Here is a 24,327-nt window from a genome sequence, read left to right on the forward strand (position 1 = left end):
GCAAGCACATTGGTTACCGAAATCTTCGATACGACAGTGGATTTGCCGGTCGCACCGGAAGTGATCCGCGGTCTCCTGATCGATCCGCAGCTGTATCCGAGAATTTTCGCGGGTGTGGGCGCCTGCGAGCAGGTGGACACCCTCGGCGAGGGGCTGTCCTGGTTGATGCGCATCGGCACCATCACCTCCGGGGTGCATACCCGCAGGGCGACCTTCCACCCCGATCGGCACGGCGGCATGCAACTGCGGTGCACCGAGACCGGCGCCCTGGTGAGCGTGCGGCTGCGCAGGCGGGAGGAGCTGACGCGGCTCACCATCTCCTATTTCGGAGTCGGCCGCATCCATCCCGCGGTGGCGGCGCTGTCGAATGCGGAGGTGATCGAGTGGACCGAGGCCGGATTCGCGCGACTGCTCGAATTGGTCTCCGGTGCGCAGACTTCGGTCGTGGTCAATGGCGAGGACCGTCCGTTGCGGCGGCGCGCCCAGGTGGCCGGGCAGATCGCGGCGACCGGCGTGGTGCGCCCGCTGCGGCCGGTGCGCGCGGTGAAACAGATGGGCGGCCTGGCCAGATGGGGTTTCAACCTGGCCGGCGGGTATGCGGCGGCAGCCGGGTACGCACCCGATCGGATCGCCGTGGTGGACGGTCACGGGTCTCGGACATTCCGTGAGATGCACGAGCGCAGCCGGGCGCTCGCGGGCGCCATGGCGAGCCTCGGACTCGGACCCGGCGAGGCGGTGGGGCTGCTCGCGCGCAATCACGCCGGAATGATCGAAACCATGGTCGCCGCAGGCAAACTCGGCGTCGATGTTATTCTACTCAATGCCGGATTGTCGGCACGGCGGATCGAGGACATCGTGCAGCGGCACCGGCTCACCTCACTGTTCGTGGACGGGGATCTCGAACCGCTGGTCGACTACCTGCACGCCGATATCCGCCGCTACCGGACCGATTCACCGGCCGGCGGGCATACGACAACGGAGGATCTGATAGCGCAGGGCCACACCAGGTTCCGCGCACCCGCCCGGAAGGGCCGGCTGATCGTCCTCACCTCGGGGACCAGCGGCACCCCGAAGGGCGCCCGCCGCCCGCATGCCCGGGGATTCGCCACCATCGCCGCCCTGCTGTCGCGAATTCCCCTGCGCATGAACGAAACCATGCTCATCCCCGCACCGCTGTTCCACACCTGGGGGCTGGCGGCGCTGCAGTTGAGCACCGCCCTGCGCGCCACCGTCGTCCTGCCCGAACGATTCGACGCCGAGGACTGCCTGCGGCTTGTCGCCGAACACCGGGTGAGTTCCCTCATCGTCGTGCCGACCATGGTGCAGCGCATTCTCGATCTGCCCGTCGCGGTGCGCGCCCGATACGACACCTCGAGCCTGCGCGTAGTCGCGAGTTGCGGTGCGCCACTGACCGGTACGACCGTGCTGCGCTTCCTGGACGCTTTCGGCGACATCCTCTACAACACCTACGGGTCCACCGAGGTGTCCTGGGCCACCATCGCCACTCCGGAGGATCTGCGGGTCTCCCCGACCACGGCCGGTCGGCCGCCGCTCGGCACCAGGGTCGCGGTGCTGGACGACCATCGGAAACCCGTCGCCATCGGCGCGATCGGGCGGATCTACGTCGGCAACCATATGCTCTTCGACGGCTATGTGAACTGCCCGCCGCCCGAGGAGGCCGGCGGACTGCTGGACACCGGCGATCTCGGGTATCTCGATATGACCGGCCGCCTGTTCATCGCCGGCCGGGACGACGAGATGATCATCTCCGGTGGTGAGAACGTTTTCCCCCGCCCGGTCGAGGAGGCCCTGGCCCATCTGCCGCAGATCAGCGAGGTGGCCGTGGTCGGCGTTCCGGATCACGAGTTCGGCCAGCGCCTGGCCGCCTATATCGTCAAACGTGAAGGCTCAGGCCTGGATCCGGATATGGTCCGCACCTATATCCGCCATCGCCTGAGCCGCTTCAGCGTTCCCCGCGATATCGTCTTCCTCCCCGCGCTCCCCCGCGGCGAGACCGGCAAGGTCCTCAAGCGACTGCTCACCGGGGCGCTGGCCGATCCCCCGACCGCCTGACACCGTCCCGCCGGTCAGTGCCAGAGTCGGCGACACGGCAACTGCCGCAGTTCTTTTCGTACCCGGCGGTCCACCCGGACCGTCAAACCGACCTGGGCTGCGGCAGTCGCGAATTCCCACGCTTCCGCACGGGTCGCGGCATACTCCAGCACCAGCGGCCGGTCCGGCCGATCGAAGCAGACGATAACGCGATGAGTCAGCGCATCCGCAACGAACTCGGATGCCATGACGTCGACGCTGTACCTCATTACCCGACAGTAGGACTCACTCCGCGCGCGCACCCCGATCTGGATTTCCATCGGACATGTCACAGCGACGCCACCCGGCATTCTGGGCGATGTCACCGGCGCGCACGGTGGTCAGCCGGCGGGTAGCGGGGCGTCCGTGCTCTTGCGGACTTGAAAGGCCGTGAAAGCCTCCATGACCCCGATGACGATGAGCCACCAGCCCGTGAGCACGGTGAGGACGCTGATCGAGTCGAAAGGCGACACGATCAGCACCGCGCCACCGGCGGCGATGACAAGACCGAACACCGCCTGCCACACGCGGGACGGCGACGCCGGATCCGACAGCGCCGCGATGAGCAGCGTGACACCGCGGAACAGCCAGCCGATACCGATCCACAGGGCCAGCAGCAGCACCGATTCGAAGACGCTGCGGAAGCAGAAGAATCCCAGCATCAGCGACAGGATGCCGCTGAGGAAGGCGAGCACCCGCATCCCAGCGGTGACATGCGGGCCGAATGCCGCGAACAGTTGCAGCACACCGGATATCACGAGGTAGACGCCCAGCAGCACACCGGCGACCACCAGCGTGGGGCCGGGCCACGCCAGAATCAGCAGACCGAGTACCGCCGCCGCGACACCGGTGATCAAAATGGATTTCCATGCGTGCCGGGCCATCGGATGCGCCGGTCCCGCCAAATGCGTTGCAGTCATGCTCGCCATGATGCTCCTCGCAGGTGAAATAGATTGTGGTGCAGCGATACCGGCGTGATTGCGACATATCTGCCGACCGGTCGGCGAGCGGCACCGGCCGCACCGCCTCAGCCGCCGTGATAGGTCCGGCGGTACGCGGTGGGTGCGACGCCGCTGAGGCGTTTGAACTGGGTGCGGAAGTTGGTCGCGGAGGTGAAACCGGTTCTGCGGGCAATGCGTTCGACGTCGTAGTCGGTGGTCTCGAGGAGTTCCTGGGCGAGGCGGATGCGGGTGACGTTGAGCCATTGCATGGGTGTCTGGCCGGTCTCGTCATGGAAGCGGCGGTTGAGGGTGCGAATGCTGGTGGCGGCGTGGGCGGCGAGATCCTCCAGGGTGAGATCGCGGTGGGCGTTCTCCTCGATCCAGTGCAGGAGCGGTGCAAGGGTGGTGTGCACGGCCTGGCGATTGCGGACGATGAATTGGGCTTGGCCGCCGTCACGATGTAGCGGCGCGACGGCGAGTCGGGAGGCTTCGGCGGCCACCGCCGTTCCGTAGTCCCGGCGGACCAGATGCAGGCACAGATCCAGACCGGCCGACGCCCCGGCCGAGGTGAGGATCTGACCGTTGTCGACGTAGAGGACATCGGGGTCCAGATCGACCCGGGGGAACGCCGAGCGGAAGAGCTCGGCCGCGAACCAGTGTGTCGTAGCGCGTTTTCCGTCGAGGAGGCCGGCTTCGGCGACGGTGAAGGCGCCGACGCAGATGGAGGCGATCCGGGTGCCCGCGGCCGCCGCCGCGCGGAGTGCGGCCACGGCGGCGGGCGGGGTCGCGACCGCAGGGTTGTTCCGGCCGGGCACGACGATGGTGTCGGCGCGCAGCAGCGCGTCCAGCCCGTGGTCGGTGGCCAATGCGAGCGGACCGGCGGTGACGACCGGTTCGGTCCCGCACACGAGGACGCGGTACCCGGGCCTGCCCGTGGCCAGCGTTACGCGTCCGAACACCTCGATCGGGGTCGTCAGATCGAAGGCGATCGTATCGGGCAGCGCCAGAACAGCGACGGTGTGCATGGCAAGAACCTAGCGTGTGACACCTGCGGCTAATCCCGCGATCCTGCGCTTTCCGCACTGTTTTCTCATGTTCCGGGCATTGGCAAAATTCGGCCGCATCGTGGCAATCGAGCCACTCGCGAATACGGCTCGCCCGCGACAGCATTGACGGCGTCCGGCAGCACCGCCCGGACAGTGGAGGAGAGCCGCATGCATGCCCAAATCGTTCTGTTCGATGGCTTCGACCCGCTGGATGTGATCGCGCCGTTCGAGGTGCTCGCCGCCGGCAGTGACGCCGTCGGCGGTGAGCTGATCGTGGAGTTGGTCTCCGCCGAGGGAGCCCGAGCCGTGGTCAGCGGTACCCGCGGACTCGTACTGCACGCGACAGCCCAGCTCGATCCGGCGAAGCCCGGATACATCATCGTTCCCGGCGCATCGGGACCGGTCGACTGCGATCCCGACGCGGGCGTCGACACCATCCCGGTACTGCTAGCACGGCTGGGCGAGACCGACCTCGTCCCGCTCATGCGGCTGGCCCTGGACAACCCCGCGATCGTCGTCGCGACCGTCTGCGGCGGCGCGCTCGGACTGGCCATGGCGGGCCTGCTCGAGGGCCGCACTGCCACCACCCACACGCTCGGCACCGACATGCTGGAGGCCACCGGGGTCAATGTCGTGCGCGCGCGAGTCGTGGACGACGGCGACCTGGTCACCGCGGGCGGCGTCACCTCCGGTCTCGATCTCGCGCTGCACCTGCTGGAACGCGCGTACGGCCCCCGCGTCTGCCTCGCCGTGGAGACCCTCTTCGAATACGAGCGGCGCGGCACCACCTGGACCGCCACCGGGCGCGTCCCCGTCACCGTATGACCTTGCCGTTCAACAATACTCACGAGGAGAACCCGCTATGAGCATCCTGGGCACCTGGGATCTGACAGTTCGCACACCGATCGGCTCACTCGCCGTGGTCTATACGTTCACCGAGACGGCAGGAACGGTGCGAGGCACCGCCGCGGGCAAGGGCGAGACCGTCACGGTGACCGATATCGCCATCGAGGAAACCTCCGCCGGATCCCATGTGACCTGGCGCCAATCGGTCACCACACCCATTCGCCTCAATCTCGATTTCGACGTCACCACCGCCGGAGACGAACTGACCGGTCACTCCCGAGCGGGGAGACTGCCGCGCTCGGGCGTCACCGGGATCAGGCGAACGGCCGCCGGTGATTGAGTGCGCCGGCCTGGATCAGGCGGGCAGTGCGGCGAGAATGCGCTGGAACACTGCCGTCGTCTCCCCGATGCCGTCGATCGTGGTCATGATGCCGCGGTCGGCATAGTGGGCGGTGATGGCGGGAATGTGGTTGCGGTACAGGGCCAATCGCTCGCGGACCACTTCCGGATCGTCGTCTGTGCGGTGCTGTGCGGCGAAGCGGATCTCGCAGCGGCCGATGATCACGTCATCGGATACGGCGAGCTCGATGACACGGTCGAGTGCCCGATCGCCCGCGGCCAGCAGGTCATCGAGCGCCCCGGCCTGGGCGCCGGTCCGTGGATAACCGTCGAGGATATAGCCACCGGCCGCGTCGGATTCGGCCAGACGGTCGCCGAGGATCTTCAGGACCAGGTCATCGGGCACCAGCTCCCCGGCCGCCACCATGGCGGCGGCCTCCAGCCCGACCGGGGTCCCGTCCCGCATCGCCGCCCGGAACAACTCGCCGGTCGAGATGTGCGGCACCCCGAGTTCCCGCTTCAGCATCTCCGCCTGCGTGCCTTTGCCGGAACCATTGGGACCCAGGATCACCAATCGCATACCGATTACTCCAATCACCTTGTCAGAGAGGCTACTCGGGCCGAGAACCGGTGACCGAACCGGCCAGCGCCACGGCGGCGGCATTGGCGCCGCACATGCCGTGCGCTCCCGGGCCGGGCGGCGTCGCGGCCGAGCAGAGGTACATCCCGGGCACACCGATCGTGTACGGGGACAGTGTGATTCGCGGTCCGAAGACGAGCTGTCGGATATCCTTGGACCCGGTCATGATGTCGCCGCCGATGAAATTGGGGTTGTGGGCCGCCATTTCGGTGGTGCTGCGGGTCGTCAGGCCGACAATGCGTTCCCGGAATCCGGGCGCGAACTGCTCGATGCGGGTGATGATCGCCTCCGTGGCGTCACCGGTGTAGCCGTGCGGCACGTGAGCGTAGGCCCAGAGCGGGTGGACATCACCGGCCGAGCGCTGCGGATCGGCCAGATACTGCTGGCCGACCAGTACGAACGGGCGATCGGGCAACCGCCCGGCGTGGACGTCACGTTCGGCGGTGGCGATTTCACGGTACGGCCCGCCGAGATGGACCGTCCCGGCGCGGCGGGCGTCCGGGTTGGCCCAGGGCACACCCTCCGCCACCGCGAAATCCACCTTGAACGCACCCGGCCCGCGGCGAAAGTTCCGGTAGGCGCGGGCAATTCGCGGCGGGAGCCGGTCGCCGAGGATATCGGCGACGGACTCCGGCGTCAGATCGAACATGGTCAGGTCCGACGGTGGCAGCTGGGCGGCGGTATCGATCCGGACTCCGGTTTCGATCTTGCCGCCCAGGTCCGCCAGCAGGGCCGCCAGCGCGCGGGCGATGGACTGCGATCCGCCCGCCGCGACGGGCCAGCCGTACCGATGGCCCGCCGTCAGGATTCCCATGCCGATCGCCGAGGTCAATGGCAGATGCAGCGGCCGGAAGGCATGGGCCGCAACACCTCCGAACAGGGCTCGGGCCTCCTCGGTGTGGAAGGCGCGGGCCAGTGCGGAGGCGGGCAAGGGTGTCGGCGCACCGAACCGGGCCAGCGTGAGCGGGTGCCGGGGCACCCGCAGCAGCGGCCGCATAATGTCCTCGGCCAGCGCGTCGTAATGCTCGGAGGGACTGCCGAACAACAGCTTCCACCGGCGGCCGTCCGAACCCATCCCTGCGGCGGTGCAATCGACCGAGCGGTACAGCACACCGGCGCGCCCCTCGGAGAGCGGATGCACGCAGTCGATTTCCGGTGTACGCCAGGACAACCCGTACTGTTCGAGCCCGAGCTCGGCCAGAAAGGGCGAACCCACCGCCATCGGGTGCACCGCCGAGCACTGATCGTGCAGCAGTCCCGGCACGATCGCCTCGACGGTGCGGGTGCCGCCGCCGATCTCACTGTCGGCTTCCAGCACGGTCACCCGCACACCCGCCCGCGCGAGGGCAACGGCGGCGGCGAGTCCATTGGGCCCGCCGCCGACGACGGTCGCGGTGGTCATGCCAGCGCTCCGTGCCCGTGGTCCTGCGCGGGCCGGGTCCAGGTGACCGTCACCGGGATGGGTCCGTCGGGCAGCCAGGGCTGTTCGGCCACCGCGTCGGCGACCACCCAGGTACCGCGTTCGATCACGCCGAGCGCCGCATCGATGAGCTGGTAGTGCTGCACCCGGCTCCCCCACGCCTGCGATTCGACCCAGACGATGACGGCCTCACCCGGTTCGAACCGGGCCTCGCGCTGTACGGCGGTGATGAAATCCGCATTGTGCAGATGGCCGTCGCCGAAATTGAAACCGATCAGCGAATTGCAGAGGAACTCACCCTCACGCACGGTGCGGGAGTCGATATCGGGCAGGTTGTGCAGCAGGACCGAGAACAATCCGCGGCCCTGGCTGTGCATGGTCCGCCACGCGGTCACCTGCTGCATGGTGATCTCGGCCCACTGCGGCTCATAACCGAAATCGACGAACTGATCGACCTGATTCTTCGCGGTACGCGTCACCCGATCCAGTTTGCCCTCCGCTCCCGGGGCGAACGCCCACACCGCGGAGGCCCAGTTGCCGGCGTACTGCCGCATGGACGGCAGGAACGAGACCTTATCGGGCCGGAAGTTGCCGAGAATCGGGAAGAACAGCAGGCCTGCCAGCAGTGCCACGGCCAGCCACGGGGAGGAAAGGTCGAACGGGCTGTAGCCGTTCCCGTTCGGGAAACCCAGGAACAGGAACATCGATGCATAGGCGAACAGCACATTCCACTCCAGCGGCACCGCGAGCGGGAAGGTCGACACGATGAACAGGTGGAAGATCACCATCGCCGCGACCGCCACCGCGGTGAGCCAGTGACTGGTGGAGAACAGCAGCACCAGCGGTGCGATCACCTCGACGGTGGTGCCGCCGACATGCGCCATCACATCCGCGATCCGGGACGGCCGCAGATCACGCGGGAAGTCGCGGTAGTGGGCGCGCTTGATCCGGGTGAACGGCATCGACGGGCTGTTGCTGACCATGGGCGGAACCACCAGGGCGAAATGCTTGCCGAACTTGGACACTCCCGCGCCCACCCACACGATGACGATCAGCAGTTTCAACGCGATGATCATGTCGACGAACGGCAGTACCGCGAAGAAGAAGAGCGCGGGCAGATACTGCTCACCACGGGCCGCGAGGAAAATCGTCTTGTCCCGCAACCCGTTCAGGATCAGCAGCACGATCGGCGCGATCAGCAGCGCCGGGTTCACCAGGCCCGAGGTATTGCCCGGCACCGCCGCGGAGAGCGAATCACTGTGCACGCCAGGCAGAACCAGCGCGACGACGACGGACGCCAGCAGCGCGACGTACAGCGTGATGTCGAACCAATTCCGCCGGTCCCCGCCGGTGAACGGCACCCACTTCCACGGCCGCAGCCGAATGGTGCGCGGGCGCGCCCAGAACAGGATGCCGCCGGTCATGGGTTTCACCTTGCCCGCCAACGGCCCCCACGATCCGGCAATGCCGATGCTCTCCAGCAGGACCGTCCACAGGATCGCCTTCTGATAGACGATGGGCTGGTTCCACCACTGCCCGACATGCCAGAAGGCGGGCAGATGCGAGGTGGTGGTGGCGACCACGATGCCGCCGAGGATGTACAGCACGATCAGTTTCAGGATGTAGATCGTGTGCACCATGCGCGGTGAGCCGAAGCCGTGTTCGGCCCAGTTGACCGCGAGTATCCGCATGCGCTCCATGAGCGGCAGCCGCAGGAAGTCCTCCGGCTCGACGGCGGGAAGATCGGGGTTGATGAATCCCATGACAGTGCTCCTAATCGGTGAAAAAGGTGGGGGTTCAGTGGGTGTCGGCGTCGAGCAGGCGCAGCGCGGGTTTGTCGATCTTGCCGACGGCGTTCTTGGGCAGTTCGCCGAGAATCCGGATCGCCACGGGCAGTTTGTATTTCGCCAGACAGGTGCGCGCGTGCTCACGAATCGCGGTGGCGTCCAAGGCCGAACCGCCGGTGAGCGCGACGAACAGGATCGGCTGCTCGCCGTAGACCGGATCGGGCCTGCCCACCACCGCCGCCTCGGCAATATCGGGCAGCTGGTAGACGACGGTCTCGATCTCCTTGGGGTAGATGTTCTCGCCGCCGCGAATGATCATGTCCTTGGCCCGATCCACCAGGACGAGATAGCCGTCCTCGTCGAAGCGGCCGATATCGCCGGTGTGCAGCCAGCCGTCCACCACCGTGGCGGCGGTCGCCTCCGGGCGATTGAGGTAGCCGCGCATGACATTCGGCCCGGAGATCAGCACCTCGCCGCTCTCTCCGGCGGGCGCGTCGCCGCCCGCGGCGCCCAGGATGCGAATGCGCTGGCCCGGCAGCGGGATGCCGACCGTGCCCGGTTTCCGCAGTCCGGCAACCGGATTGAGGGTGCTGGCACAGGTCCCCTCGGACAGCCCGTAGCCCTCGATGATCGGAATGCCGTAGCGGTCTTGGAATTTGGCGATCAGCTCGACGCTCGCGGGCGCCGCACCGCAGATTCCGAAACGGACCGACGAGGTGTCGGGGCGCACGTGCGCCGGCCGATTGGCCAGCATGGTGTAGATGGTCGGCACCGCGGAGAAGTACGTGGCACGGGTGCTTTCGATGCTGTCGAAGAAGGTCGCCGCGTCGAAGCGTCCCGCGACCGTGGTGCGCCCACCCGCCAGCAGCGGTGACAGCACTCCGGCCACGATCCCGTTCACATGGAACAGCGGCAGGATCAGCAGGCTGTGATCGGCCTCGGTCAGGGCGAGCGCGTCGATCACCATGTCGCACATGGCCAGCAGGTTCGCGTGATCGAGCATGACGCCCTTGGGCCGGCCGGTGGTTCCGCTGGTGTAGATGAGCAGGGCCAGGGCCTCCGGGCCCGCGTCGACCGGATCGACCTCCGCGCCGGTTCCGCCCGCGCTCAGCTCCCGCACCGGCACCACCGCGCGCACCGGACCGTCGAACGCGCGGTCGGTGATCAAGACCTTCGCGCCCGCATCGGCCACCTGATACGCGACTTCGGCGGTGACCAGCGCCGGATTCACCGGTGTGACCGCCGCGCCCAATCGCCAAGCGGCGAACAGGCTCAGCACCAGATCGGCGGTATTGGGCAGCATGACCGCGACCACGTCACCGGTCCCGACGCCGTATGCGCGCAGGGTGGCCGCGGCACGCCGCACCGCCTCGAGGAAGCGGGTGTTGTTCAGTGCGACGCCGTCATCGGTGAGGGCCGGATCGTCCGGGCGGACGGCGGCCCGGCGGTCCGGCAGTGCCGAGAGATTCATGAGCAGGTCCTTGCGGAGAGGAAAACGATGCCGCCAACGGTAGAAATCCCCCGCTCGTCTGCCACCGTCGTCCGTGAACGAAGTTCGCACCCGCCCTTGTCCCGGGAGGACAAGAGCCGGTCCGCGAATCCGCAGCCACGGCCGCCGGACGGAACTACCGTGGAGGGGTGACGATTGCGCGGCGCGACAGCGACGTCGCGGTGGGCCGCTATGTGGAATCGATCGCCGCGCGGATGAATGCGCGGGTGACCCAGGTCAGTGCGGCCATTCGCACCGCACTCGAGGAGGACATCGCCGATCTGCGCGGCGACCCCCGCACGGCGGATCTGCTCGGCGCGAGCGTCGAGGCCAATGTCGACACCCTGCTGCACGCGCTGCGCCACGATATCCCCGTCGAGCGCATCCAGGCGCCGGGGGCGGCCGTCGAATACGCCAGACGTCTTGCCCAGCAAGGCATTCCGTCCAATGCCCTGGTGCGCGCCTATCGCCTCGGGCAGCGCCGTCTCACCGAGATGGTGTTCGCCGAACTGCACGAGATGGCCATCCCGCCCGAAGACCGGGTCACCACCATCGAGCGGATCACCGCGATCCTGTTCGACTACATCGACCGGATTACCGAACAGGTTGTCGTCATCTACGACGATGAGCGCGAGCGCTGGCTGGAGAATCGGAACAGCGTGCGCGCCTTACGCATCCGCGAACTGCTGACCACCCGCAAACCGGTCGACGCCGATGCGGCGTCCACCACCATCCGGTATCCGCTGCGCTGGCATCACGTCGCGCTGGTGCTGTGGTATCCCGAGGCCGAGGACGATGAGATCCCGCGGCTGCAGCAGTTCGTCCGCGAACTCGCCGAGGCGCTGGACACCGCGGCGGCGCCGCTGTTCGTCGCCACCGATCCGGTGTGCTGCTGGGCATGGCTGCCCTATCGCAGCGATCCTCGCGATCCGGCCCCGCGCATCCGGTCCTACGCACTGGCACACTCCGGTTCGCCCGGTATCGCGATCGGACCGGCCGCCGCCGGGGTCGACGGATTCCGCACCTCGCACCGGTACGCCGAGCGCGCCCAGGCGGTGGCGCTGGTGCGCGATCTGCCGAATCCGATTCTGGCCGCCTCGGATCCGGGGCTGTCCACCGCGGCACTGCTCGGCGGTGATCTCACGCAGACTCGCGAGTGGGTGGGCGAGGTGCTCGGAGACCTGGCGGCCGATACCGAGAACGATGAGCGCCTGCGCGAGACCCTGCGCGTATTCCTGCGCACCGGTTCGAGTTTCAAGGCGGCGGCCGGTGAACTGGATCTGCATTTCAACTCGGTGAAATACCGGGTCGGCCGGGCCATCGCGCGGCGCGGCCGGCCGATCACGCAGGACCGGCTCGATGTCGAGGTCGCCCTGCTGGTGTGCCACTGGTACGGGAAAGCGGTGCTGCTAGCCGCCTGATCGCGCCCGCGGTATCCCCGCCGCCGGCGCACGGCCGGAGACGGCGGTCACGGTGCCGCAGACAATCTCCGGCTCGTTCTTCGTCCCCGCGAGACAATGGCAACCGCCCGCGTGCGGCCTACCTTTTTCGCCATGGACAACGGCAGGACACCCTCGCAGATCAGCACCACGGCGGGTGAACCGGCCCGGCGGACCGATCAGGTCATCGACGACCTGCTCTACGGCCGACTGTTCGACCAGTGGAGTGTGTGCGAGGCCGCCGACTATCTGCGCCTCCCGTCCACCGGCCCGTTCGTGGTGGTCGCGGCCCAGGCACCGGAGCTCGGGGTGGCGGCACTGCCGGAGATCGAACCCAAACTGCGCAGCCTCGACGCCTTCTCTGCCTGGTGGCTGCTGCCGGAACAGCAGATCGGCATGGTGAGCTTCCGGACCGAGACACAGTGGACGAATACGCTCGCCCTGCTCTCCCGCACCGCGACCACGCGGGTCGGGGTGAGCTCCCGCTTCGACGATCTCCGCGATACCGCCCAGGCGCTGCGCTATGCGCGCATCGCCCTGCGCGGACGCGGGGAATCGGGTGAACTCGTATCGGTCTTCGACAGCTCGATACTCGGCAGCGCCGCCGTGAGCGCACCCGAGGTGACGACCAAACTCGTTGCCCCCCTGATTGATTCGTTCGACGAACTGGCCGAGGACGAGCGGCAGGTGCTGTTCGAGACCTTCCGGGTCTGGGTGCAGCACGACGGTTCGCTGCGCACCACCGGCGAACTGCTGTTCTGCCATCCCAATACGGTGCGCTACCGGTTGCACCGCATCGAGGAGCGCACCGGCAGATCGCTCTCGCGGCCACGGGATCTCGCCGAACTCTGCTTCGCCTTCGAAGTGCAGCGGCGGCTGCTGTGAACGCCCGCATTCCCGCGCCCAGGGTAAGCGCCTCGCACCGCCGCGGCGGTGTCCTGCCGAACACCGTCGCGGCAGGGACATTGTCCGCGGGCACATCGACTCCGATCTTGTGGTGCAAAACCATGGAGAGACCGGCGAATCGCAGTCGAAAGGGGCACTCCGTGCCGAATCTCGCCCTCAACCTCACCGCCGCCGCACTGCGGTGGCCGGACCGAATCGCCACCCGGGTCGACCAGCACACCCTCACCTATGCCGAATTGGACGCTGCCGCAGGACGAACGGCGACCTTCCTGGCCGCCGCCGGCATCGGCCCGGGCGATCGGGTCGGGCTGATGCTGCCCAATACCGCGGCGGTTCCGGTGACCTACTACGGAATTCTGCGTCTCGGCGCGATCGTGGTGCCGATGAACCCGCTCATGCATGCCCGCGAGGTGGAGTTCTATCTGACCAATACCGGCGCCCGCGCCCTGTTCGGCACACCGGCCTTCGCGGACGCCGCGATCTCCGCCTGCGCCGCTACCGGCGCACAGTGCTGGATAGTCGATGATGCCGAATTGGACTCGATCACAGCGGATTTCAGTCCGTACGGCCCGCCCGCCGAACGCGCCGACTCCGATACCGCGGTCATTCTGCACACCTCCGGCACCACCGGCCGCCCCAAGGGCGCGGAGCTCACCCACGGCAGTCTCGGCAACAATCAGGATCTCACCGCCCGCACCCTGCTGCACCTGACACCGGACGATGTGGTGCTCGGCTGCCTGCCGCTGTTCCACGTCTTCGGCATGACCTGCGGTATGAACGCGGCGCTGGCCGCGGGCGCGACGCTGACGCTGCTCCCCCGCTTCGACCCGGCCACCGCGATCGACATCATCCGCCGCGACGGGGTCACCGTCTTCGAGGGTGTGCCGACCATGTATTCGGCCATGCTCGGTGTGGCCGACCGGTTCCCGCCGCAGGCCACCGCCACCCTGCGCACCTGCGTCTCCGGCGGTTCCGCGCTGCCGGTCCAGGTGCTGCACGATTTCGAGAAGGCGTTCGAGGCCGAGATCCTGGAGGGCTACGGACTGTCCGAGACCTCACCGGTGGCCTCGTTCAATCACCCTGGCACGCAACGTAAACCGGGTTCCATCGGCACGCCGGTCGAGGGCGTGCGAATGCGGCTGGTGGACGAGAACGGGCGCGAGACGCTGCCCGGCGTCGCGGGCGAGATCCAGGTGCTGGGCCCGAATGTGATGAAGGGCTACTGGAATCAGCCCGAGGCCACCGCCGCGGCCATGCACGACGGCTGGTTCGCCACCGGGGATATCGCCCGCCGCGATGAGGACGGCTACTACTTCATCATCGACCGCAAGAAGGAACTCATTATTCGCGGCGGCTACAACGTCTATCCGCGCGAGGTCGAAGAGGTGCTGTATCAGCATCCGGCGGTGGCCGAGGCCGCGGCGGTCGGGCTGCCGCACGCCTCGCTCGGCGAAGAGGTCGGCGCGGCCGTCGTGCTGAAGGCCGGTGCGCAGGCGGATCCCGACGAGTTGCGGCGGTTCGTCAAGGAACGCATCGCCGCCTACAAATACCCCCGCCGCGTCTGGCTCGCCGAGAGCCTGCCCAAGGGGCCCACCGGAAAGATTCTGCGCCGCGCGGTGCAGCGACCCGAATTTCCCGAATTCCAGGAGAAGTGAGCACATGGTGACCAATCTCGACCACGCCGACGAACTGGCCGCACCGCTGGATCTGCTGCTGACCAGTTCGGCCGTCGGCATCGGACGCCGCATGCTGCCCAATAATTCCTGGAGCCGCCTGGCCGTGCAGCTGGCCCGCCGCCCCGGCGTGGTCGGCGGGCGGGTGTCGAGCCTGGGCCAGGAGCTGGTGGATATCGCGCGGGGGCGCTCGCAGCGGGCTCCGGCCAAGGCGGACAAGCGTTTCGCCGATCCGGCCTGGCAGGGCAATCCGCTGCTCAAGCGCAGTATGCAGGCGTACCTGGCGGCCGGCGATACCGCCGAGCAGCTGCTGACGGACGCGCATCTGGACTGGCGCGACGACGAGTGGATGCGCTTTGTGGTCGACAATGTGCTCGAAGGTCTGTCGCCGAGCAATAATCCGCTGCTCAATCCGCTGGGGTGGAAGGCGCTGATCGATACCGGCGGGCTCAGCGCGGTGCGCGGACTGCGGCACTTCGCCGGTGATATGGCCAGTGCGCCGAGGGTTCCCGCCATGGTCGAGGCGAACGCGTTCACCCTCGGCGAGAATGTCGCCGCCACAAAGGGATCGGTGGTGCTGCGCACCGAGGTCTTCGAACTGATCCAGTACGCGCCGCAGACCGACAAGGTGCGCACCATCCCGCTGCTCATGGTGCCGCCGGTGATCAACAAGTACTACGTCATGGATATCGCACCCGGGCGCAGCATGATCGAATACTTCCTCTCACAGGGACAGCAGGTGTTCGCCATCTCCTGGCGCAATCCCACCGCCGCACAACGTGATTGGGGATTCGACACCTACGGGCAGGCCATTGTCGACGCGATGGACGCCGTCGAGCGGATCACCGGGTGCGAACGCACGCATCTGCAGGCGTCCTGCTCCGGCGGGATTCTCGCGGCCATGACCGCGGCGCACCTCACCGAGATCGGCCAGGATCACCGGCTGGCGAGCCTGACGCTCATGGTGACCGTGCTCGATCAGAGCCACGCCGGATTCGCCGCGGCCGCCATCGACGAGGAGACCGCCAAGATGGCCATCGCGGTCTCGGCGCGCAAGGGTTATCTGGACGGGCGCGCGCTCGCCGAGGTGTTCGCCTGGCTGCGGCCCACCGATCTGGTGTGGCGGTACTGGGTCAACAACTATCTGCAGGGCCGCGCGCCGGCCGCGTTCGATGTGCTGTTCTGGAATGCCGACACCACCCGGATGGCGGCGGCGCTGCACCGCGATATGGTCATGCTGGGCGTGCACAATGCGCTGACCGTGCCGAATTCGGTGCGCATGCTCGGGACGCCCGTGGATCTGTCCCGGATCACCGTCGACAGTTATGTGGTCGCCGGGCTCACCGATCACATCTCGCCGTGGCAGGCCTGCTATCGCAGCGCCCGGCTGCTGGGCAGCAAGGATCTGCGGTTCGTCCTGTCCACCAGCGGGCATATCGCCGCACTGGTCAATCCGCCGGGAAATCCCAAGGCCGCCTTCCGCATCGGGCCCACCGACCAGGCCGATCCGGGCGCGTGGGTGGATGCCGCACCGCAGCAATCGGGTTCGTGGTGGCCGGACTTCACACTCTGGCTCGCCGATCGCAGCGGACCGCAGAAGGATGCGCCCGCCACCCTCGGGACCGCGGAGCTGCCGCCCCTGCAACCTGCTCCCGGAAAATACGTACTCGCTCACTGAAAGGTTCGCCATGACAACACAACTCGACAGTCCGGCCGATCTCATCGGGCTCGCCGGACAGCAGCTCGGCACCACCGAGTGGAGGGAGATCACCCAGCCGCAGGTCGATCGGTTCGCCGAGGCCACCGGCGATCACCAATGGATACATACCGATCCGCAGCGAGCGGCGACCGGGCCGTTCCACGGGACCATCGCCCACGGGTATCTCACACTGTCCCTCGCGCCCGTGGTCATCTCCGACGTCCTCGAGATCCGCGAGCTCACCGCGGCGCTGAACTACGGCTTGAACAAGGTGCGCTTTCCCGCGCCGGTGCCGGTGGGTTCGAAGATCCGGGCGGTGGTGACGCTGAATGCCGCGCAGCAGAAGACCTCCGGGGTGGAGGCGGTATTCGGGCTCACCTACGAGATCGACGGCGGTACCCGTCCGGCCTGCGTCGCCGACGTCGTGGTGCTCTACCCGTGAGCGCCCCGGTGCCCGCCGATGCCGTCGAGCAGCGACTGATCGCCGTCGTGGGACAGCAGATCCGGGTCAGCGTGCGCTGGGGCTCGGGTGTTCCGCTGGTGCTGTGCAATGGCATCGGGGCCGCACTGGAGGTCTTCGATCCTTTCGTAGCCGCGTTGGATCCGGCGACCACGGTGGTGCGGTTCGATGTGCCGGGCAGCGGCGGATCACCGAATTCGCCGCTGCCGTACGGGTTTCCGTATCTCGCCGCGGTGCTTCGGGAAGTCCTGCGCAAGCTGGGCATCAATGGGCAGGTCGACGTGCTCGGCCTGTCCTGGGGTGGCGCGCTCGCCCAGCAGTACGCCTTCCAGAATCCGCGCCGATGCCGCAGGCTGGTGCTGGTCTCCACCGGTACCGGCGTCCTCATGGTGCCGGGGCGACCGCGGGCGCTGCTGAAAATGCTGACCCCGCACCGCTTTCTGGATCACCGGTACGCCGCGGGCATTGCGGGCGAACTCTACGGCGGCACCGTCCGCCATGACGCCGCCATTGTCGAGCAGCTGTTCGACCGGCAGTTGATGGCCGGATCGCGGATCGGCTATCTGCATCAGCTGCTGGCCGGATCGGTGTGGACGAGCCTGTTCGCACTGCCGCTCATCCGCCAGCCCACCCTGATCCTGGCCGGCACCGACGATCCGATCATTCCGGTGGTCAATGCCCGCATCATGGGCCGGTTGCTGCCGCATGCGACCGTGCACCTGCATGCGGGCGGGCACGTCGACCTGATCACCAATGCCGGTGCGCTGGCCCCGGTGATCGAAGCCTTCCGCACCGAGAGAAATGAACGGCCATGAGTACCTCCCCCATCGACAGCGCCGACTTCTACGCCCTCGAGGACCTGCTCGACGACAGCGAAACCAAAGTCCTGCACCGGGTCCGGGAATTCATGAAGACCGAGGTGGAGCCGATCATCAATCAGCACTGGCAGCGCGGCAGCTTCCCGTTCGAGATCGTGCCGGGCTTCCGGCAACTCGGCATCGCGGGGCTGCCCTATCAGGGATTCGGTTGTCCGGGAAGGTCTTTCCTGCTCGACGGCATGGTCGCGATGGAGCTGGCCCGCACCGATCCGTCCATCGCCACCTTCGCCGGTGTGCACGGGGGCCTGTCCATGGGCTCGATCTACCTGTGCGGCAACGATGCCCAGCGCGAGCGGTTCCTGCCCGCCATGGCGCGGCTGGAGCGGATCGGCGCCTTCGGGCTGACCGAACCGGAGGTCGGATCCGGCGCGTCGGGGGGTCTGCGCACCACCGCGCGGCGCGAGGGCGATACCTGGGTGCTCAACGGCCGCAAGAAGTGGATCGGCAACGCCACCTTCGGCGATCTCACCGTCATCTGGGCCAAGGATCTTGCCGACGGCCAGGTCAAAGGGTTTGTGGTGGACAACAGCAGCCCCGGATTCCACACCGAGAAGCTCGAGGACAAGATCGCGCTGCGGGTGGTGCAGAACGCGCTCATCACCCTCACCGATGTCCGGGTGCCCGAGGCCGATCGACTGCAGCACGCCGACAGCTTCCGCGACACCGCCGCGGTGTTGCGCATGACGCGCGCGGGCGTGGCCTGGATGGCGGTCGGCTGCGCCCGCGGCGCCTACGAGAACGCCCTGCGCTATGCCCTGGAACGTGAGCAGTTCGGCCGCCCCATCGCCGGATTCCAGCTCGTACAGGACCTTCTGGTGCGCATGCTCGGCAATATCACCTCGTCCTGGGCGCTGTGCGCGCGGCTGTCTCAGCTACAGGACCAGGGCCGCGCCGAGGACCGCCACTCCTCGCTGGCCAAAGCCTGGTGCACCGTGCGCATGCGTGAAACCGTCGGCTGGGCACGGGAATTGATGGGCGGCAATGGAATTCTGCTGGAACACAATGTCGGCCGCTTCGTCGCCGACGCCGAGGCCATCTACTCCTACGAGGGCACGCGGGAGATGAACACCCTCATCGTGGGCCGCGCCATCACCGGGTTGAGCGCATTCGTCTGAGCGCATGCGCCGGAGCGGTCGAGGATGGCGGTGCGGACATCACCATCCTCGATACCGAACGCTCTCGGCTCAGCAGACTCACTGTGCCGTACGGGCGTAGCTGCCGAATTCCAGTTCTTCGAGCACGGTGGGCCGCTGCGGAGTCCAACCGAGCACCGATCGCACGCGCTCGGCCCTGGTCTGCTGGTCCAAGAGCAAGGCATCGGCCAGGTAGGCGCCGATGCGATCGCGTGCCGCCTCATCTGATTCGGTGACTACGCCGGGCGCCCCGGCCGCGCGGGCGGCCGCCTCGGCCATGGCGCGGACGGTGGGGTTGTCACCGCTGGCCGCGATGAACCGGCCACTGGCAGTGGATGATTCGATCACGCGGAGAAACACCTCCGCCAGGTCTGCCGCGTGAATCGTTCCCCAGTGCTGCCGACCGGAACCGATCGTGGTGAGCCTGCCCTCGCTGTCCTTCGGCGCGCCCGCAATAAGATTCGGAAGTCCGCCCCCGTCTCCATAGACGCCCGCCGAGGAGATGATCGATACCCGGGCGCCCGGAATATCAAGCGCCTGTTGGCAGATCGCCGGTCGCCAGGCGACCAGCGCGGGCGGGTCGAACGGCTGATCCTCGACGATATCGGTCCCCGAACCGAACTCCCACATACCGGCGATATGCGCGTACGGCTTGCCGGTATCACCGAACGCCCGGGCGACGGCGCGCACCACGGCCGCATCGAATTCGGCGGCGGTCTGATCGCCCGGCGTGGCAGCGTGTATCGCGCCGTCGGCCTGGCGCAGCGCCTCGACGAGAAACGTCTCATCGGTGATCGCGCCGATCACCGGGGTCACCCTGTCGGACTTGACCTTCGCCGCGCTTTCCTCACTGCGGACGACCGCTGTCACGGTATGCCCCGCACCGGTCAGGGCGCTCGAAATGTGCGAACCGACATATCCGGTCGCACCGGTGAGCAGAATATCCATGAATCTCACCGCTCCCCGGTGATCGGGGACGCGTTCCGGACGATCTCCTTATTACCCACTGCCGTTCTCCTCCTACGCTCGGCCGCGCCGTCAGGCACTGGATCGAGCCTCGCAGCCGAGGAGGTGAGCGGTCGTCACCTGATTCCGGTGAACGTGGGTATCTCGCCGGGCTACGGTGTGCTGGTGCGGGTTTCGGTCCAGTCGACCATGAGGCGGCGCTCCGCGAAGAGCCATTCGCCGTCGTTCTTGACGAACTGGTCGATATAGCGGATGGAAGCGATCATGAGTGAGCGCCCGCCGTCCTCGTCGAAGGACAGGTGATGGGCCAGGCAGTAGCTTTCACCGGTCGCATGATCACCGGCCAGGGCGACCGAACTCTGGCCGTTGAAGTGTGTGGTCCTGGCGTAGACGTTCAGATTGTCGAAGACCGGGACGAGGGCATCGCGGCCGTGCAGATCCTGGGTCGGTTCGGCCGAGGAGGAGTCCATGAACACCAGGAAGTGGGTGTCCGGGGTGAAGAGCGCGAGCTGTCCCTCGGCGTCGCGGTGGTCGGCGCAGTGGGCGTAGGCGTCGATCAGCCCGCGAATGGCGAGACGGTCGGCGGCGTCCTGGGGCGAGAGTGTCGAGTGGGAGGTCATCGGATCCCCTTCGTGCCTGTGGAGCACTGATTGACAGCTATATCAAAGCACTATCACTCGGCGGGGCACGATCCGGTGACGTGTGCACCGGGCGCGAATTAAGCTGGCGCAGGTCAGGAGGAGGGCAGATGACTCGTTCGCCTGTATCCGGTCGATCCGGCCTGATCGATCGCCGCGCGCTGGTCGCCGCGCTCGATCGCGGCACGGACAAGCCCGTGACGATCATCTCCGCACCCGCGGGCAGCGGCAAGACCTCGCTGCTGCGCAGCTGGGCGGAGGGGCCGGGACGTACGCGGCGGATCGCCTTCGTCACCGTGCGGCCCGGACAGCACGACGCGCAGCCCTTCTGGCTCGCACTGCTCGGCGCGGTCCGCGCCGCGGCAAGCGATGCGGGGCATGCCGTAATTCCCTCTGCCACACCCGATTTCAACGGCGATACCATGGCGGAGCGGCTGCTGGCCGAATTCTCCGAGGTCGACGGCACGCTCGTCCTCGTCATCGACGATCTGCACGAGATCGGTGCGCCCGAGACCTTCGAACAGCTCACCGCACTACTCACCGATCTCCCCCCGCACGTCCATGCGATCCTGGCCGCCCGCCGCGATCCCCCACTGCGCCTGCACCGCCTGCGCCTCGCCGGTGAATTGACCGAACTCCGCAGTGCGCACCTGCGTTTCACCGAAATCGAGACGAGCCAATTCCTCACCGCCGCAGGTCTCACACTCCCGCACCGGGCGGCCGAACTGCTGCACCAGCGCACCGAAGGCTGGGTGGCCGGGCTGCGGCTGGCCGCGCTCTCCCTCGCCGATCACCCCGATCCGGAACGCTTCGTCGCGGAGTTCTCCGGCAGCGATCGGACCGTCGCGGAGTATCTGATCGCGGAGATGCTCGAACAGCAGCCCGCGCATGTGCAGCGGCTGCTGCTGCGCACCTCGCTGCTGGACCGGGTCAACGGTGAGCTGGCGGATCTGCTGACGGGATCCGCCGGATCCGCACGCATACTGCTGGACCTGGAGGATGCGAACGCCTTCGTCGTCTCCCTCGATCCGGGCCGGATGTGGTTCCGCTACCACCACCTCTTCCGTGGACTGCTGCGGCTGGAATTGCGCCGCACCGCGACCGCGGAGCTCCCCGGACTGCATGCGCGCGCCGCGCGGTGGCTGGCCGCGCACGGATACACCGCCGAGGCCATCGGGCACTTCCAGGCCGCGGGTGACTGGACCGAGGCGGCCGAGCTGCTCACCGAGCACGCACTGAGCCTGACCCTCGACGGGCGCGCGGGCACGGTCCGGGCGCTGCTGCGGTCGTTCCCGTCCGGGCCCGGCGAGAACTCGCCGGAACTGGCGCCGGTGTACGCGATCGCCGACCTGGACCAGCTCCGGCTGGACGAGGCCGCCGCACACCTGCATCTCGCCCGGTCCGCCGCAGCGGCCGCGCCACCGGACCGCCGGCATCGGCGGCAGCTGGCGATCCTCTCGCTCGAACTACTGCTCGCGCGGCTGCGGGGGCACTTCGACGGTGTTGTCGAACAGGTGAACTCGCTGCCCGCACCGGCGGCAGGGCAGTCCAATGCCGATATCGCGCTCGGCAGCGATCTGCGGACCATCGCGCTGCTGAATCTCGGTGTGGCAGAGTCCTGGTCGTTGCGCATGCCCGAGAGCGAGCGCCACCTGCGGGAGGGCGCGGAGCTCGCCCGCGAGATCGGCCGCCCCTACCTGGAGGTCGCCTGCCGCGCCCAGCTGGGCTTCGCCGCGACCGCCCGCTCCCTCACCGAAGCTCGCCGATTCAGCAGCGCCGCAATCGCTTTGGCCGCCGAGCACGGGTGGGACGAGCAGCCGGTGATCGCCCCGGCGCTGGCGACGCTGGCCGGGACGATGATCTGGACCGGCGCATTCGACGAGGGCGAACACTGGCTGGACCGCGCGCTGCGGGTCACCCGGGAAGGCAGCGAACCGGGGCTGCGATTGCTGCTGCATCTGCTGGGCGGCATGCTGCACGCCGCGCGCGGCCGATACCGACAGGCGCTGGCGGAATTCGAGATCGCCGGACAGGTACAGGCGAATATGGCTGGGGAACACGCGCTCGCGGGCCGGGTCCTCGGGGGTGCGGTGGCCGCGCAGGCTCGGCTCGGCATGCCGGGGAAGGCACGCGCGACGCTCGCCGCGCTGGGCGGACAACACACGGACAACGGCGAAATCCGCACTGCGACAGCCATTGTGTGCCTGGCGGAGAACGATCCGGCGTCGGCACGCAGCACACTGCGGGCGGTGCTCGACGGGTCCGCGCCCGTCACCCACGACTTCACCCGCGTCGAGGCCCACCTCCTGAACGCGCTCGCCTGCCGCGCCGAGAAGGAGGACCGCGCGCTGCGCGCCGGCGTCGAGGCAGCGCTGGAGCTGGCCGAGCCGGAGCGCCTGATCCTGCCGTTCATTCTGACCGGCGGCTGGGAATTGCTGGAATCCGTTCCAGCACACAGCACTTCACATGCGGCATTGATCACCGATATTCTCGACGCCGCCCAGGGCAGCCCGCCGGCCCGCACCGTCGTACCACCCGCCGAGCACCTCAGCCCGACCGAACTGCGCCTGCTGCGCTATCTACCGACGAACCTCACCCGGCCCGAAATCGCCGGGGAGCTGTCGGTCTCGGTGAACACCGTCAACACCCACATTCGCAATATCTACACCAAACTCGGCGTCACCGACCGCTCCACCGCCGTTCAGCGCGGCCGCGAACTGCATCTGCTGTCCGCCGGACGCACCTGACGGCTATGGGCTCACCCGATTCCGGTGATGCCGATTCACCCTGGCCGCCAGCACAATTGCACCATGGGCGACGACCCGAGCTACATCATGATCCGGGTCCGCGGGCATCTCGGCCCCACCGCCCTGGCCGCCTTCCCCCGGATGTCATGCCGCCATCAGGGCGCCGACAGCGTTCTCACCGGGCTCCTTCCCGACCGTTCCGCCCTCTACGGCGTCCTGGCCGAGATCGAAACCCTCGGCCTCGACCTGCTGGAGATGCGCAAGCTCCCACCGCCCCCGCAGTCACAGGAATTTGGCAGCTGCGGCGCAGCGGTGCTGTAGGTGGGTGGCCGAATGTAGTTCCTATGACACAGCTGCTGATCGCCCCCACGCGCATCGCACAGACGATGGCCGCCCCGGTGCTCGATATCGTCATCCCCGTCTACAACGAGGAGCGCGCGCTGGCGGAGTGTGTGCATCGGCTGCTGGCGCATCTCGACGGCGGGTTTCCCTTCTCGGCGCGAATCACGATCGCGGACAATGCGAGCACGGATTCGACACTGCGGGTCGCACAGAAGCTTTCGGAGGAGTTCGAGGCCGTGCGGGTTGTCCACCTCGACGCCAAGGGGCGCGGGCGGGCGCTGCGCACGGCATGGCTCGCCTCGAACGCCGAGGTGGTCGCGTATATGGATGTCGACCTGTCGACCGATCTGAATGCGCTGCTACCGCTGGTCGCCCCGCTGGTCTCCGGGCATTCCGATCTCGCCATCGGCACGCGGCTGCACCGCAAGTCCCGGGTGGTGCGCGGGCCGAAGCGCGAATTCATCTCGCGCTGCTACAACCTGATTCTGAAAGCCGCACTGCGAGCACGGTTCTCGGACGCCCAGTGCGGGTTCAAGGCGATCCGCACCGATATCGGCCGCCAGGTGCTGCCGCTGGTGTGCGATGGCGAATGGTTCTTCGATACCGAACTGCTCGTCCTGGCCGAACGGTCGCACCTGCGCATCCACGAGGTCCCCGTGGACTGGATCGACGACCCGGACAGCCGCGTCGACATCATCGATACCGCGCGCAAGGACCTGCGGGGTGTGTGGCGACTGCGCCGCGCCATCGCCACCGGCACACTCCCGCTGCCCGAACTGCGCCGGACCGTCGGCCGCGAACCACTGCGCACCCCGGCCGGCAGCCACGCCTTCGCGGCCTGACGAAC

General features: G+C 67.8%; 21 protein-coding genes and 1 pseudogene. 13 read left to right on the forward strand and 9 right to left on the reverse strand.

Annotated features, from left to right (window positions below; translation table 11 throughout):
• The first annotated feature begins 36 nt into the window (after positions 1-36).
• Entirely contained in the window at positions 37-2,073 is a 2,037-nt protein-coding gene (locus OG326_RS26250; RefSeq protein WP_327139781.1) for an AMP-binding protein, read from the forward strand.
• Positions 2,074-2,087: 14 nt separating this feature from the next.
• On the opposite strand, the gene OG326_RS26255 is transcribed toward OG326_RS26250, so the two are convergent.
• The 3 genes from OG326_RS26255 to OG326_RS26265 form a co-directional block, all read right to left on the reverse strand.
• Positions 2,088-2,321: a hypothetical protein gene (locus OG326_RS26255; protein ID WP_327139782.1), complete on the reverse strand. Its 234-nt coding sequence runs from the start codon at positions 2,319-2,321 to the stop codon at positions 2,088-2,090.
• Between the two features lie 111 nt (positions 2,322-2,432).
• Positions 2,433-3,011, reverse strand: coding sequence for an HdeD family acid-resistance protein (locus OG326_RS26260; RefSeq protein ID WP_327139783.1), 579 nt, complete (start codon positions 3,009-3,011; stop codon positions 2,433-2,435).
• Positions 3,012-3,118: 107 nt separating this feature from the next.
• Positions 3,119-4,057 (reverse strand): GlxA family transcriptional regulator, encoded by a 939-nt coding sequence (locus tag OG326_RS26265; protein ID WP_327139784.1) that lies wholly within the window; start codon positions 4,055-4,057, stop codon positions 3,119-3,121.
• A gap of 189 nt (positions 4,058-4,246) precedes the next feature.
• On the opposite strand from OG326_RS26265, the gene OG326_RS26270 reads away from it, so the two are divergent.
• Together OG326_RS26270 and OG326_RS26275 are read left to right on the forward strand one after the other, a co-directional pair.
• On the forward strand, positions 4,247-4,903 hold the full coding sequence (locus OG326_RS26270; protein ID WP_327139785.1) for a DJ-1/PfpI family protein: 657 nt from the start codon (positions 4,247-4,249) through the stop codon (positions 4,901-4,903).
• A 37-nt stretch (positions 4,904-4,940) separates the two neighbouring features.
• Positions 4,941-5,264 (forward strand): hypothetical protein, encoded by a 324-nt coding sequence (locus OG326_RS26275; RefSeq protein WP_327139786.1) that lies wholly within the window; start codon positions 4,941-4,943, stop codon positions 5,262-5,264.
• Positions 5,265-5,279: 15 nt separating this feature from the next.
• Here OG326_RS26275 and OG326_RS26280 read toward each other — a convergent pair whose 3' ends face one another.
• Genes OG326_RS26280 through OG326_RS26295 form a run of 4 tightly spaced genes read right to left on the reverse strand, consistent with a single transcriptional unit; the run spans position 5,280 to position 10,581 of the window.
• The gene (locus OG326_RS26280; RefSeq protein ID WP_327139787.1) at positions 5,280-5,843 is read right to left on the reverse strand and encodes an adenylate kinase; all 564 of its coding nucleotides are present in this window, start codon (positions 5,841-5,843) and stop codon (positions 5,280-5,282) included.
• 31 nt (positions 5,844-5,874) lie between these two features.
• Positions 5,875-7,305: a phytoene desaturase family protein gene (locus OG326_RS26285; protein WP_327139788.1), complete on the reverse strand. Its 1,431-nt coding sequence runs from the start codon at positions 7,303-7,305 to the stop codon at positions 5,875-5,877.
• Positions 7,302-9,086, reverse strand: coding sequence for a DUF3556 domain-containing protein (locus OG326_RS26290; RefSeq protein ID WP_327139789.1), 1,785 nt, complete (start codon positions 9,084-9,086; stop codon positions 7,302-7,304). Before OG326_RS26290 ends, OG326_RS26285 begins: the two co-directional genes overlap by 4 nt.
• A gap of 34 nt (positions 9,087-9,120) precedes the next feature.
• Positions 9,121-10,581 (reverse strand): class I adenylate-forming enzyme family protein, encoded by a 1,461-nt coding sequence (locus OG326_RS26295; protein WP_327139790.1) that lies wholly within the window; start codon positions 10,579-10,581, stop codon positions 9,121-9,123.
• Positions 10,582-10,748: 167 nt separating this feature from the next.
• On the opposite strand from OG326_RS26295, the gene OG326_RS26300 reads away from it, so the two are divergent.
• The 7 genes from OG326_RS26300 (at position 10,749) to OG326_RS26330 (ending at position 18,769) form a co-directional block, all read left to right on the forward strand.
• The gene (locus tag OG326_RS26300) at positions 10,749-12,020 is read left to right on the forward strand and encodes a PucR family transcriptional regulator (protein ID WP_327139791.1); all 1,272 of its coding nucleotides are present in this window, start codon (positions 10,749-10,751) and stop codon (positions 12,018-12,020) included.
• Positions 12,021-12,152: 132 nt separating this feature from the next.
• Positions 12,153-12,923 (forward strand): PucR family transcriptional regulator, encoded by a 771-nt coding sequence (locus tag OG326_RS26305; protein ID WP_327139792.1) that lies wholly within the window; start codon positions 12,153-12,155, stop codon positions 12,921-12,923.
• 161 nt (positions 12,924-13,084) lie between these two features.
• Complete coding sequence (locus OG326_RS26310) at positions 13,085-14,599, forward strand: long-chain-fatty-acid--CoA ligase (RefSeq protein WP_327139793.1); 1,515 nt, start codon at positions 13,085-13,087, stop codon at positions 14,597-14,599.
• Positions 14,600-14,603: 4 nt separating this feature from the next.
• A complete protein-coding gene (locus OG326_RS26315; RefSeq protein ID WP_327139794.1) occupies positions 14,604-16,295 on the forward strand; it encodes a PHA/PHB synthase family protein in 1,692 nt (563 codons plus the stop codon).
• Positions 16,296-16,305: 10 nt separating this feature from the next.
• The gene (locus OG326_RS26320) at positions 16,306-16,758 is read left to right on the forward strand and encodes a MaoC family dehydratase (RefSeq protein WP_327139795.1); all 453 of its coding nucleotides are present in this window, start codon (positions 16,306-16,308) and stop codon (positions 16,756-16,758) included.
• Positions 16,755-17,591: an alpha/beta fold hydrolase gene (locus OG326_RS26325; RefSeq protein WP_327139796.1), complete on the forward strand. Its 837-nt coding sequence runs from the start codon at positions 16,755-16,757 to the stop codon at positions 17,589-17,591. The genes OG326_RS26320 and OG326_RS26325 overlap by 4 nt, the downstream gene beginning before the upstream one ends.
• On the forward strand, positions 17,588-18,769 hold the full coding sequence (locus OG326_RS26330) for an acyl-CoA dehydrogenase family protein (RefSeq protein WP_327139797.1): 1,182 nt from the start codon (positions 17,588-17,590) through the stop codon (positions 18,767-18,769). The genes OG326_RS26325 and OG326_RS26330 overlap by 4 nt, the downstream gene beginning before the upstream one ends.
• A gap of 78 nt (positions 18,770-18,847) precedes the next feature.
• Here the strand turns inward: OG326_RS26330 and OG326_RS26335 are convergent, their stop codons facing one another.
• Entirely contained in the window at positions 18,848-19,735 is an 888-nt protein-coding gene (locus tag OG326_RS26335; protein ID WP_327139798.1) for an NAD-dependent epimerase/dehydratase family protein, read from the reverse strand.
• Positions 19,736-19,905: 170 nt separating this feature from the next.
• Positions 19,906-20,373, reverse strand: a complete 468-nt coding sequence (locus tag OG326_RS26340; protein WP_327139799.1) for a nuclear transport factor 2 family protein — start codon at positions 20,371-20,373, stop codon at positions 19,906-19,908.
• Between the two features lie 128 nt (positions 20,374-20,501).
• Between OG326_RS26340 and OG326_RS26345 the strand changes: the two genes are divergently transcribed.
• From OG326_RS26345 to OG326_RS26355, 3 genes and pseudogenes are all read left to right on the forward strand, one after another.
• Positions 20,502-23,138 carry a LuxR C-terminal-related transcriptional regulator gene (locus OG326_RS26345; RefSeq protein ID WP_327139800.1) on the forward strand — a complete coding sequence of 879 codons (2,637 nt, stop codon included), beginning with the start codon at positions 20,502-20,504 and terminating at the stop codon, positions 23,136-23,138.
• A gap of 27 nt (positions 23,139-23,165) precedes the next feature.
• Positions 23,166-23,459, forward strand: a complete 294-nt coding sequence (locus OG326_RS26350; protein WP_327139801.1) for a hypothetical protein — start codon at positions 23,166-23,168, stop codon at positions 23,457-23,459.
• A 23-nt stretch (positions 23,460-23,482) separates the two neighbouring features.
• Positions 23,483-24,301 (forward strand): annotated as a pseudogene (locus OG326_RS26355) (dolichyl-phosphate beta-glucosyltransferase); the annotation flags it as partial.
• Between the last annotated feature and the right edge of the window lie 26 nt (positions 24,302-24,327).

The organism is Nocardia sp. NBC_01327, assembly GCF_035958815.1.
In the GTDB taxonomy this organism is placed as follows: domain Bacteria; phylum Actinomycetota; class Actinomycetes; order Mycobacteriales; family Mycobacteriaceae; genus Nocardia.